This window comes from Achromobacter sp. RT286_PF (assembly GCF_059760425.1).
The window spans coordinates 84,535-96,652 of sequence record NZ_JCBAMR010000002.1 but is presented as its reverse complement, the minus strand read 5'-3'; the positions used below and the strand labels follow the sequence as shown (position 1 = coordinate 96,652).

The 12,118-nt window shown below is 66.4% G+C and carries 11 protein-coding genes; 9 read left to right on the top strand and 2 right to left on the bottom strand.

What is annotated here, in order from left to right:
* Window positions 1-26: 26 nt before the first annotated feature.
* From AC6LJY_RS02325 to AC6LJY_RS02315, 3 genes are all read left to right on the top strand, one after another.
* Window positions 27-926, top strand: coding sequence for an alpha/beta fold hydrolase (locus AC6LJY_RS02325; RefSeq protein WP_498135189.1), 900 nt, complete (start codon window positions 27-29; stop codon window positions 924-926).
* Window positions 927-1,147: 221 nt separating this feature from the next.
* A complete protein-coding gene (locus AC6LJY_RS02320) occupies window positions 1,148-2,713 on the top strand; it encodes a hypothetical protein (RefSeq protein ID WP_498135188.1) in 1,566 nt (521 codons plus the stop codon).
* A gap of 49 nt (window positions 2,714-2,762) precedes the next feature.
* Window positions 2,763-5,399 (top strand): excinuclease ABC subunit UvrA, encoded by a 2,637-nt coding sequence (locus AC6LJY_RS02315; RefSeq protein ID WP_046807103.1) that lies wholly within the window; start codon window positions 2,763-2,765, stop codon window positions 5,397-5,399.
* Between the two features lie 28 nt (window positions 5,400-5,427).
* On the opposite strand, the gene AC6LJY_RS02310 is transcribed toward AC6LJY_RS02315, so the two are convergent.
* The gene (locus AC6LJY_RS02310) at window positions 5,428-6,204 is read right to left on the bottom strand and encodes a bestrophin-like domain (protein ID WP_046807104.1); all 777 of its coding nucleotides are present in this window, start codon (window positions 6,202-6,204) and stop codon (window positions 5,428-5,430) included.
* Between the two features lie 145 nt (window positions 6,205-6,349).
* Between AC6LJY_RS02310 and AC6LJY_RS02305 the strand changes: the two genes are divergently transcribed.
* Together AC6LJY_RS02305 and AC6LJY_RS02300 are read left to right on the top strand one after the other, a co-directional pair.
* Window positions 6,350-7,399 carry an NADP(H)-dependent aldo-keto reductase gene (locus AC6LJY_RS02305; protein ID WP_046807105.1) on the top strand — a complete coding sequence of 350 codons (1,050 nt, stop codon included), beginning with the start codon at window positions 6,350-6,352 and terminating at the stop codon, window positions 7,397-7,399.
* A gap of 90 nt (window positions 7,400-7,489) precedes the next feature.
* Window positions 7,490-7,705 carry a hypothetical protein gene (locus AC6LJY_RS02300; protein WP_255444748.1) on the top strand — a complete coding sequence of 72 codons (216 nt, stop codon included), beginning with the start codon at window positions 7,490-7,492 and terminating at the stop codon, window positions 7,703-7,705.
* Window positions 7,706-7,834: 129 nt separating this feature from the next.
* Here AC6LJY_RS02300 and AC6LJY_RS02295 read toward each other — a convergent pair whose 3' ends face one another.
* Window positions 7,835-8,650 carry a metallophosphoesterase gene (locus AC6LJY_RS02295; protein ID WP_314361915.1) on the bottom strand — a complete coding sequence of 272 codons (816 nt, stop codon included), beginning with the start codon at window positions 8,648-8,650 and terminating at the stop codon, window positions 7,835-7,837.
* Window positions 8,651-8,753: 103 nt separating this feature from the next.
* On the opposite strand from AC6LJY_RS02295, the gene AC6LJY_RS02290 reads away from it, so the two are divergent.
* From AC6LJY_RS02290 to AC6LJY_RS02275, 4 genes are all read left to right on the top strand, one after another.
* Window positions 8,754-9,179 (top strand): lysozyme inhibitor LprI family protein, encoded by a 426-nt coding sequence (locus tag AC6LJY_RS02290; RefSeq protein WP_314361913.1) that lies wholly within the window; start codon window positions 8,754-8,756, stop codon window positions 9,177-9,179.
* 95 nt (window positions 9,180-9,274) lie between these two features.
* Window positions 9,275-9,832, top strand: coding sequence for a DNA-3-methyladenine glycosylase I (locus tag AC6LJY_RS02285; RefSeq protein ID WP_498135187.1), 558 nt, complete (start codon window positions 9,275-9,277; stop codon window positions 9,830-9,832).
* A 115-nt stretch (window positions 9,833-9,947) separates the two neighbouring features.
* Window positions 9,948-11,273: an NAD(P)/FAD-dependent oxidoreductase gene (locus tag AC6LJY_RS02280; RefSeq protein WP_498135186.1), complete on the top strand. Its 1,326-nt coding sequence runs from the start codon at window positions 9,948-9,950 to the stop codon at window positions 11,271-11,273.
* Entirely contained in the window at window positions 11,255-12,079 is an 825-nt protein-coding gene (locus AC6LJY_RS02275) for a DUF1365 domain-containing protein (protein WP_498135185.1), read from the top strand. The genes AC6LJY_RS02280 and AC6LJY_RS02275 overlap by 19 nt, the downstream gene beginning before the upstream one ends.
* The last annotated feature ends 39 nt before the right edge of the window (window positions 12,080-12,118 follow it).

Below are 12,118 nucleotides of genomic sequence, written 5' to 3'. Positions count from 1 at the left end.
ACCGTGATCGAACAAGGGATGGATGAATGATGGCCGCCGCCACCGCCGTAACGCCGCAGGATGTGATGATTCCCACCGCCCATGGCCGCATCCACGCCAGGGTTTGGTCGGGCGCCGGTGCGTCGGGCGCCGCTGCGTCGGGCGCCGGTGCGTCGGGCGTCGATACGTCGGGCGTCGATACGTCGGGCGCCGCTGCGTCGGGCGCCGCCGCGTCGGACCGCGCCACGCCAATCGTCCTGTTGCATGATTCCCTGGGCAGCGTCGGCCTGTGGCGCGACTTCCCCGCGAACCTTGCCGCCGCCACCGGCCGCACCGTCATCGCCTACGACCGCCTGGGCTTTGGCGAGTCGGACCCGCACCCCGGCAAGTTGAACGCCGACTTCGTTTTCGACGAAGCGCATGACGCCTTTGCCGCGCTGGCCCGGCACTTTGAACTGTCGCGCTTCATCGCGTTCGGCCATAGCGTGGGCGGGGGCATGGCGGTTGCCATCGCCGCCGCGTATCCGCAGGCCTGCGCGGGCGTCATCACCGAATCCGCCCAGCAATTCGTCGAAGACCGCACGCTGGCCGGCATCCGCGAGGCCGGCGAACAATTTCGCGACCCCGCACAGCTGGAACGCCTCAAGCGCTACCACGGCGACAAGGCGCAATGGGTGCTGGACGCCTGGGTGCATACGTGGCAATCGGCCGAATTCGCCGATTGGAATCTGGACGACACCCTGCCGCGCGTGCAGGCGCCGTTTTTGGCCATCCACGGCGAAAACGACGAGTACGGGTCGATGCGCCATCCTGAAAAATTCGTAGCCTTGGCCGGCGGACCCTCGCGGATGCTGGCGTTGGCCGGCTGCGGCCACGTGCCGCATCGTGAAAACGAAGCGGTGGTGCTGGAAGCCGTGCAGTCCTTCCTGGCCCGGCACAAGCTCTGACCGGCTGAAGCGGCGCGGGTCGCCGCGCGGATAGTTCCAGGCGTTTCGGCCGGATTTGTCGCGGCCCGTTCGCCCGTCTTGCCGGACTCGCGCCGGCCTTGCGCCGCCCCTTCAGCCCCTGGCGCGGTTAATTTCTCTAGGCGCCTGCCGTTAACGCGTTAGCAGTTCCAACAAGAATTCAGACAAAAACCCGGGCAGGCACTGCCCACTGCGGACGCCCCATGACCCTAATCAGCTCGTTGGCAGGCGCGACCGGCGTCGCCCCGCTCAGTACCCCCGTTACGGTGATCCGCGCGGGGCAGACCATCGCCCCGGTCGCGACGTCGCCTGACGCCACGGCGTCCTCCCGATCGTCTGTCGTGATGCTGGGCCAGGGCGTCTCCACCGCCGCCGGTTCGGTCTACGACGAGACCGGCACCGTGCCGGACGCGCTGGCCGTTGCCATGTCCAAGTCCGTGGACGCGCGCACCCGTATCAACCCGTTCGCCGAGGTGGGCGCGGCGGTGCTGAATCGCTTGCGCACCGACGGCGCCAACCATACCCAGTGGATGCCGTCCACGCGCATCGCGGCGTCGGCCTCGGCCGCTGCCGACGCCGGCCCCTTGTCCGAAGCCGATCTGCGGGCCGACAACGCGGTGTCCTTGCGCATCAACACCGCCAGCGGCGTCAAGGTGCAGGTCACCTTGCAAAGCGGCAAGGAAGGCATGTCGGTGCAGATCGACGTGGCCGAAGGCGAATTGAACGAAGACGAACGCCGCGCCATCGCCGCGCTGTCCGGTGCGTTCCAGGATGCGCTGGACGGCCTGGCCGAGGTGCCGCCGCGCTGGTCGCTGACCAAGCTGGCCAACGGCAGCTCGCCATTGCTGTCCTCGATCAGCCTGCGCGAGACGCGCCTGGTCGACGGCGCCGAGCAGACCGTGGATTTCCAGGCGGACGCCAAGCAAAAGAGTCTGACCGTGTCCAGCGTGATGGGCGTGGTCAAGGTGGATGTGGACCTGACCAAGCCCGTTGCCCTGGGTTCGGCCCAGCAACAGTCGGCCGCCGTCGCCAAGTACTTGCAGCAGTTCGACCGCGCCCAGCGCCGGGGCTCGGGCGACGAGGCGCTGATGAGCACGTTCAAGGATGTGTTCTCGTCCATGCACGGCAGCTATGGCGCCGCGCAGGTTCCGGCGGCCGACACCACCACCCGCCGCTTGCCGGCCGTCGACGCGCATCGCAGCCTGTTGTCGGGCCTGGCGGATTTCTCGGCGTCTATCGAGCAGGTGCGCAACGCCATCAACCCGGCCAAGCCGAAGGAAATCGACGGCTTTTCGTTCCAGGCCTCGCAAAGCAGCCAGGTGTCGGGCAAGGCCGGTTGGGACCTGGCGGTGTCGCAAACGCAGCAGTCCACGTTGACCGCCAGTTATCACCGGTCGTTCTCGCCGGACGTGCAGTTGGCGCTGACCGACGATGAGAAGACGCAGAACTACCTGTACTTCCAGATTCATGACACGACCAGCAGCAAGACGGACGTGGCCTACCAGGAAGGCGTGCTGGCGACCGCAACGTTGAACGAATCGCGCACGCAAAGCACGCAGGTGTCCAAGTACCTCAAGGGCAAGCTGCTGGACCAATCGTTCATGCCGTCGTCCGAATCGAACTCGCGCAACCTGATGTCGTTGGTGCAGGCCGCGAAGCTGGACGAAACCGAGAACGATCCGATGATGCCGCGTGACCAGGCCGAAGAAATTCTGCGCCGCAAGTACCTGGACCTGGCGCATCAGGCAGCCGACTTGCGCCTGGGGTGATCGATTCCCCGCCTGGATCGGCGCGCAAGGTGTCCTTTACTATGGCTGCATGAGCCCACGAAAGACACCCGCCAAACCCCGCGCCGACGCCTGCATCCGCGTTCGCGGCGCGCGTGAACACAATCTGAAGAACGTCGATGTGGATATCCCGAGAGACGCGCTGGTCGTGTTTTCCGGGGTGTCCGGATCGGGCAAATCGTCGCTGGCCTTCGGCACGCTGTACGCCGAAGCGCAGCGGCGTTATCTGGAATCGTTGTCGCCCTATGCGCGCCGCCTGATCGATCAGGTGGGCGTGCCGGACGTGGACGCCATCGAGGGGCTGCCGCCGGCGGTGGCGCTGCAACAGCAGCGCGGCACGCCCAATGTGCGTTCCACGGTGGGCAGCGTGACAACGCTTTCCAGCATGTTGCGCATGCTGTATTCGCGCGCCGGCACCTACCCGGCCAACCAGCCCATGCTGTACGCCGAGGACTTCTCGCCGAACACGCCGCAGGGTGCCTGCCCCAATTGCCATGGCCTGGGCTACGTGTACGACGTGACCGAAGCGTCCATGGTGCCCGACCCGTCGTTGAGCATCCGAGAGCGCGCCATTGCATCCTGGCCCCCGGCCTGGCACGGCCAGAACCTGCGCGACATCCTGGTGACGCTGGGCTACGACGTCGACATCCCGTGGCGCGAGCTGAAAAAGAAAGACCGCGACTGGATCCTGTACACCGATGAGCAGCCCACGGTGCCGGTCTACGCGGGCTTCACGCCGGCCGAGACCCGCGCCGCCTTGCGCGCCAAGCAGGAACCCAGCTACATGGGCACCTACACCGGCGCGCGCCGCTACGTGATGCACACGTTCGCCACCACGCAAAGCGCGATGATGAAAAAGCGCGTGGCCCGCTTCATGACGGGCGCGGCGTGTCCGGCCTGCGATGGCCGCCGCCTGAAGCCCGAAGCGCTGTCCGTGACGTTTGCGGGCATGGACATCGGCAGCTTGTCGCGCCTGCCGCTGGCGCGCATCGCCGAGGTGCTTACGCCCGCCGCACGCGGCCAGTTCGACGCGCCCGCCACCGCCGGTGCGCGCAGCCGCGCCACCACCCGCAAGGACAACGCGCGCCGCGTCGCGGCCGGGGGCCTGGCGCACGCGGGCAGCACCGATGTACGTCGCACGCCAGACCTGTCTCCGGAAAAGCGCATTGCCGCGCAGCGCATCGCGCATGACCTGGTCGAGCGCATCGGCACCTTGCAGGCGCTGGGCCTGGGCTACCTGGCGATGGACCGCGCCACGCCCACGCTGTCGCCGGGCGAGCTGCAACGGCTGCGCCTGGCCACGCAGATCCGCTCCAATCTGTTCGGCGTGGTGTACGTGCTGGACGAACCGTCGGCCGGCCTGCATCCCGCCGACGGCCAGGCGCTGCATCGCGCGCTGGACCAACTCAAAGACGCGGGCAATACCCTATTCGTGGTCGAGCATGACCTGGACACCCTGCGCCGCGCCGACTGGCTGGTGGACGTAGGCCCGGGCGCGGGCCAGCATGGCGGACAGGTGCTGTACAGCGGGCCGCCGGCAGGCTTGAAGAAGGTGCCTGATTCGTTGACGGCGCGCTACCTGTTCAACGCCGCGCCGGCCGCCAGGGCCGCCGTGCGCGAGCCCGCCGGCTGGCTGTCCTTGCGCGGCATCCATCGCAACAACCTGCACGGCATCGACGCGCGTTTTCCGCTGGGCGCGTTCACGGCGGTGACGGGGGTGTCGGGCTCGGGCAAGTCCAGCCTGGTCAGCCAGGCGCTGGTCGAATTGATCGGCGAGCACCTGGGCCAGGAACCGGTCGCTGAAGAACCCGATGGCGATCTGCCGCGGGCCGATGGCCCGCCGCGCACGACCGGCCGCATCGACGCAGGGGCCGACGCCATCAAGCGGCTGGTCAACGTGGACCAGAAGCCCATCGGCCGCACGCCGCGTTCCAACCTGGCGACCTACACCGGGCTGTTCGACCACGTGCGCAAGCTGTTTGCCGACACCCGCGCCGCCAAGTCGCGGCGTTATGGGGCAGGCCGATTTTCGTTCAACGTGGCGCAAGGCCGCTGCGACACCTGCGAAGGCGAAGGCTTCGTGCACGTTGAACTGCTGTTCATGCCCAGCGTGTACGCGCCATGTCCGGTCTGCCACGGCAGCCGCTACAACGCCAAGACGCTGGAAATCGAATGGAACGGCCGCAACATCGCCCAGGTGTTGGCGATGACGGTGGACGAAGCGCTGGCGTTCTTCAAGGACGAACCCGCGGTCCAACGTCCGCTGTCCCTGCTGCACGAGATCGGCCTGGGCTATCTGCGCCTGGGGCAACCCGCCACCGAGCTGTCCGGCGGCGAAGCGCAACGCATCAAACTGGCCACCGAACTGCAACGCAGCCAGCGCGGCAACACGCTCTACGTGCTGGACGAACCCACCACCGGCCTGCACGCGGCCGATGTGGACAAGCTGATGGCGCAACTGCACGGCCTGGTGGATGCCGGCAACACGGTCGTGGTGGTGGAACACGACCTGCGCGTGGTCGCCAACAGCGACTGGATGATCGACGTGGGCCCCGGCGCGGGCGACGAAGGCGGCCGCATCGTGGCCGAAGGCGCCCCGGCGCAGGTCAGCCGGGCAGGCAAGGGCGCCACGGCGCCGTTCCTGAAGCGGGTGCTGGCGGGCGGTTGACTTGGGGGAACCCCGGTGAGCCTGTGCGCTACAACTCGCTTTCCAGCGTCTTCTGCATGCGTTCCATGCTTTCCTGGCTGACCTGGATCACGCCGGTGCCGGGTTGGTCGATGTCGACGATGAAGGTCAGCACCAGTGAGATCAGCGCGGCGAACAGGCCAGTGGATACCAGCCGCCTGCGGTTGTGCAGGCCGGTGCCGTAGGCAATGAAACCGACGGCGCCGATGCTGACAATGAACAGCAGGTAGAACACCGGTTCGGGCACGTGGTTTTCCAGGGCGACGCGGCGCTTTTCGTTCACCTGGGCCATCTCGTTGATGGCCTGGATGAACATGATGGTGGCGATGGCGGGCGGGTTGTCGGCGCTGGCGGCGGTAATGGCGCGAATCTGGCGTTCGATGCCGCGGGTGGTGACGTTGGCGGCGTCAAAGCGCTGCGCGTCGTTCTCGGCATCGTGCAGTTCCAGCGCGGCGCGTATGTATTCCAACAGCAGCGGTGGGATCTTTTCGCGCGCGGCGGGCGCGATCAGCTGCGACCGCCAGTACGCGTTGCCGATGGCGTTGGCCTCTTCCAGCACCAGGTTCTTGCGCGCCTCGAAGCGCGTCACCGACATCGCGAACGTAAAGCCCAGCAGCAGGGCCAGCAAGCCCAGCAGGGCGGTTTGCAGTGCGCTGATGTGCGTCTTGTGCGCCTCGTCCGCCGGCTTGCGTTGCTTGCGGCCCAGCCGGAAGCAAAGTTCGATCACGCCCAGGAATACGATGACGCCGATGAAGAAGAGATAGGACTCGTTGAAATTCCGCAGCATGGCGCTCCCCGTCGGACAGTCGCCAGCGTATGCGGATTGCCTGGCCGGGGCAAGATCTGACATGCCCGGGTACCTGTCAGCGAAACGCCAACATCTTGGGGTAAGGTGTCGACTTTCCCCTATCAAGACCCGCACGGAGCAGAACTTGAAAACCCGCAAACTCGGCCGTACCGACCTGGATGTCAGCCTGATTGGATTGGGCACCATGACCTGGGGCGAACAAAATTCCGAGGCCGACGCCCATCAACAACTGGACTACGCGCTGTCGCGCGGCGTGAACCTGGTGGACGTGGCCGAAATGTACCCGGTGCCGCCCAAGCCCGAAACGCAAGGCCTGACCGAAACCTATATCGGCACCTGGCTGGCGCGCACCAAGCGCCGGCAGGACATCGTGCTGGCCAGCAAGGTGGCGGGCCCGGTGCGTGACCCCAAGCGCCCCGGTCACATCCGCGACGGCAAGACCTTTCTTGACCGCAAGAACCTGACCGAAGCGCTGGACGCCAGCCTGAAGCGCTTGCAGACGGATTACCTGGATCTGTACCAGCTGCATTGGCCCGACCGCACGACGGCCACCTTCGGCCAGCTGAACTACCCGTGGGTTCAGGACGAGCACACCGTGCCGATCGAGGAAACCCTGTCCGTGCTTCAGGACTTCGTGCGCGCCGGCAAGGTGCGCCACGTGGGCGTGTCCAATGAAACGCCCTGGGGCCTGTCGCAGTTCCTGCGTCATGCGGACACGCAGAACCTGCCGCGTGTCGTGTCGATCCAGAACGCGTACAGCCTCTTGAACCGCGTGTTTGAAATCGGCCTGTCGGAATTCACGCACCACGAAGGCGTGGGCCTGCTGGCGTATTCGCCCTTGGCGATGGGCATGCTTTGCGGCAAGTACCTGAACGGCGCCCGGCCCGAAGGCGCGCGCCTGACGCGCTACACGCGTTTCACGCGCTACAGCAATCCGCAAGCCGAAGCGGCCACCGCCGAATACGTGGCGTTGGCGCGCGAGCACGGCGTGTCGCCCACGCACCTGGCCCTGGCCTGGGTGAATCAGCGCCCGTTCGTCACCAGCAACCTGATCGGCGCGACCACGCTTGAACAGCTCAAGGAAAACATCGACAGCGTTGATGTGACGCTGTCGCCGGAACTGTTGAAGGCGATCGACGCCATCCACGTGCGCTACCCGAACCCGGCGCCTTGATTGTGACGGCCGCCGGGGCGCGTTGCCCTGGCGGCGTACCCCCATGACCGGCTGATCTATTTCACGCATCACCAGAAGGGCAAGCGCTACGTGGCGCGGCCGGGCACTCCTGGCGTGGCGCAGGCCGGCGCGGCCACTTCCACTGCACTGGACCAGACCTATCGCGTGACCGTGCAGGATTCGCAAGCCAGCGCCGACGCAATGCGGCTGCTGTCACCCGTTGCGTTCGTGGCGGGCACGGGCTTCGTATTGGCGAACCCGGCCGTGGTGTTGTTCGCGTTGCCGGTGGCAGGGCTGGAGCCATAGGGGGCGACGGCTGATGGGGGACGAACTGCCCCTACGTTGCGCCGACTTACGGGTTCACAGGCTGCCAGCCGGCTCAGGCATCCACCTGACGACATCTGCATCGAACAGGACCCGTAGTTGCCGCCAGCTTCAAGTTCCAGCGGGCACTTGCCACAGGCGATCGGGCTGGAAGTCGTCCTGCTCGCCTTTCTTGGCGTAGCCCAGCGGGTTGGCCACGACGCGGCAGCCGTCTTTGATGTAGTCGTGCGCGCAGTGCAGGTGGCCGTGCATCCAGCAATCGGCCAGGGGCAGCAGCGCGTCCAGCGCGTTGCAGAACCCCGCGGTGCCGGGCGTGACGCCATAGCGCGGGTCGGCGCTGGCCAGCGTGGGGGCGAAGTGCGTGATGGCCAGGGTGGGGCCGTCGAACGGCGTGCGCAGCGCGTCGGTCAGCCATTGCTGGCAGGCCAGGCCCTGTGCACGCATTTGCTCGGCCATGAAGGGGGCGCCGTTGCGGCGCATTTGCGCCTTTTCCAGATAGAAGTCGGCGGCGCGAAATGCCTTGGCGCGCTTGGCCAGGGCCACGCCCAGCGTGTCGGTGTCGGCAGCCAGCGCGTCAAAGTCCGTCCATAGCGTGGTGCCCACCAGGCGCACGCCGTCAATCACGCAGGTTTCGCGTTCCAGCCACTGGATGTCCAGCGCGTGGCAGAGCTCGCGCAACCGTTCATGGGCCTCGTCGAAATCCAGGTTGTCGTATTCATGGTTGCCGGGCACGAACACCACGGGCGTGGGCCAGCCGTTGCGCGGGGCGTAGCTGCCCAGGCCGAAATCGTTGCTGGCCAGCTTGGACCCCTGGCGGTACGAACCGATGTCGCCGGCCAGAACCAGCAGGTCGGCCCCGGGTATGGGACTTGCCACGAAAGTCGGGTCGGTTTCCAGGTGCAGGTCGGAGAGCAATTGAATTTTCATGAGCAATATCTTAGGCCACCTGGCCGGGGGCTGACATGCGCGCAAGGGCCCATCCATGCGACACTTTCCCATTGACTCGCCACAGACAAACAGGAGAACGCCCATGCGTATCGCGATCGCCACGGCCGCCGCGCTGCTGCTGGCGGCCAGCGCCCACGCGCAGCCGCAGCCGCAACCCATGCCACTCAAATGCGGCAAAGGCTCCACGCAGACCGACATGAACTTGTGTGCCGACCAGGCCTATCGCCAGTCCGACAAAGATCTGAACGAGGCCTACCGCAGCGTCATCGACCGCCTGAAAGACGACAGCACCAAGACGACCCAATTGCAGGCCGCGCAAAAGGCATGGCTGTTTTTTCGCGATGCGGAATGCGCGTTCTCGTCGGGTGGCGCCACCGGTGGCAGCATCTATCCCATGGTCTTGAGCCAGTGCCTGGACAAGCTGACGCAGGCACGCACCAAAGAACTGCGCGCCTACCTGAAGTGCAAGGAAGGCGACACCAGTTGCCCGGTGCCCGGCGCACAATGACGGCTACCGCCGCCCAGCGGAGTGCCGCCCAGCGGAGTGCCGCCGGCCTGATTGTGGACGCCCATGGCGTACCGCGCTGTTTCTGGCAGCCGTCCATGCCTGACTACCACGACGACGAATGGGGCCGCCCCGTGGGCAGCGACCGCCGGCTGTACGAAAAGATCTGCCTGGAAGGCTTTCAAGCGGGCATGGCCTGGATCACGATCTTGCGCAAGCGCGAGGCCTTTCGCGAGGCGTTCGACGATTTCGACTTCGAACGCGTGGCGCGCTACACCGACCAGGACGTAGACCGGCTGATGGCCAACCCGGGCATCGTGCGCAACCGCGCCAAGATCGTTTCCACCATCAACAACGCCCGCCGCGCCGTGGACCTGGCGCTTGAAACCGGGTCGCTGGCGGGCTGGCTGTGGCGGCATGAGCCGGCAGCCACCGAGCGGCCGAAGACGGTGGACCTGGCGTACTGGAACGGCAACCCGACCTCGGCCGCATCGGTCACGCTATCGAAGGCGCTGAAAAAGCGCGGCTGGACGTTCGTGGGGCCGACCACGATGTACGCTTTCATGCAAGCCGTGGGCATGGTCAACGACCACATGAGCGGCTGCGTATGCCACGCCGCCGTCCAGGCCGCGCGCGCACAATTCCAAAGGCCGTAGCCTGCGCCTGGCGTGGGCCTGGCCAGGGGGGCGGTTTTTTCCTTTGCGGACATCATCCCAATCGGTCGTCTTGATGGTTTAATCGGGCCTCAACGGATCCCAACAAGGCGGCGCCATGGTGACCCTTACGTCGACGGCCGCGGATGCCCAGCCGGCGCCGCGCACCATTGCTCCGCTTGCCCCGGGCAGCCGCATCGCCGTCATCGGCGGCGGCGTGGCAGGCCTGAGCGCGGCATGGTTGCTGTCCGAGAAATTCTCGGTGACCTTGTTCGAAGCGCAGGAACGCGTCGGCGGCCACACCAATACTGTCAACGCCCGGGTGGGCGACATCACCCATCCGGTGGACACCGGATTTCTGGTGCACAACGATCTGACATACCCGCACCTGATCCGTTTGTTCAAGCATCTGTCGATTCCGGTGCATGCCAGCGACATGACGTTCAGTGTGTCGCTATCGCAACCCGACCTGGAATGGGCCGGCACCAATCTCAACACCGTCTTCGCACAGCGCCGCAACCTGCTGCGTCCGGCCTTTCTGGGCATGCTGCGAGACATTCTGCGTTTCAACCGCCACGCCGCCGCTTACCTGGCGCGCAGCGGGCCGCATGCGCTCTTGGGCGACCTGCTGGATGCCGAGGGCTATGGCCAGGCGATGCGCGACTGGTATCTGCTGCCCATGGCGGGCGCCATCTGGTCCACGCCGCCCAGCATGGTGCTGGCGCAGCCGGCCCGCACGTTCCTGTCGTTCTGCCTGAACCACCGCTTGTTGCAGGTGGCGGGGCGGCCGCAATGGAAAACGGTTGACGGCGGCGCGCAGCGTTACGTACAAGCGATGCTGCCACGCATCGAGCAGGTGCGCGTGGCCAGCCCGGTGCACACCGTCAAGCGCGTGGGAGGCGGCGTGCAGGTGCGCACGGCGGGCCACGTTGACGACTTTGATGCCGTGGTGCTGGCGTGCCACGCGCCCACGTCCTTGGCGATGCTGGATGCCACCGAGGCCGAGCGCGATGTGCTGTCGCGCGTGCGCTATCAGCCCAATCTGGCCGTGCTGCACACCGACACCGCGCTGCTGCCGCGCCGCCGGGCGGTGTGGTCGGCCTGGAATTATCTGGCCGGCCCGTCGCCGGATGCGCCCATGTCGGTCAGCTATCTGCTTAACCATTTGCAGCCGCTGCCGTTCAAGCAACCCGTGATCGTCACGCTGAACCCGCAGCAGGAACCGGCGCCCGACACGGTGCTGGGTCGCTACGATTACGAACATCCCATTCTGGACGCCGACGCGGTGCTGGCGCAGGCGCGCCTGCCCGAGATCCAGGGCCGTGCGCGCGTGTGGTTCTGCGGCGCCTGGACGGGCTACGGCTTTCACGAAGACGGGCTGGCGTCCGCCATCCGCGTGGCGGCGGACTTTGGCGTGACGCCGCCATGGGACGCCGCGCCATGAACGCGGACGGCCTGATCGAACTGATGCGCGCGCGCGTGTTGCACGCGCGCACGCGGCCGGTGGCGCACCGCTTCACGTACCCGGTGTTCTGCCTGCGCCTGCGCATCGATCAGGCGCCGCGTGTTGACGGCCGCGCGTCGTGGTTGTTCGGCGTGAACCGTCGGCGCCCGGTGGCATTTCACTTTGCCGACCATGGCGCGCGCGACGGCGGCGACCCGATGGCATGGTTGCAATCGCGGCTGACCATTGCAGGCGCGGATATTGATGTAGGCGCGGTGTGGTTGCAGTGTTTTCCGCGCCTGTTCGGTCACGTCTTCAACCCCGTCAGCTTCTGGCACGTGCACGACACACGGGGGAATTTGCGGGTGCTGGTGGCCGAGGTCAACAACACCTTTGGCGAGCGCCACCAGTACGTGCTGCGCGCGCCCGATGGCGGCGTCATCCAGGATGGCCAAGTGCTGCAAAGCGACAAGGCGTTTCACGTGTCGCCGTTCTGCGAAGTAAGCGGCATCTACCGGTTTCGGGTTGAACGTCGCAATGGCGTGCACGCTGCCATCATTGACTACCACGACGACCCCGCCCAGCCGCAGCCGCTGCTGCACACCGCCATTCGGGGCCAGAGCGTGCCATTGACCACGGCGGCGTTGCTGCAAGCGGTGGCGGCGATGCCGTTCATGACGCTGGGCGTGGTGTGGCGGATCCATTGGCAGGCGTTGCGGCTGTTCCTGTTGAAGGTGCCGTTTCATCGCAAGCCGGCCGCGCCGGCCGGCGAAGTAACGGCGCCGCCGCCGCGCAAGCACCCCTGAAATTCCCCATTGATTTGGTTGCGATCCGCAATTATATTG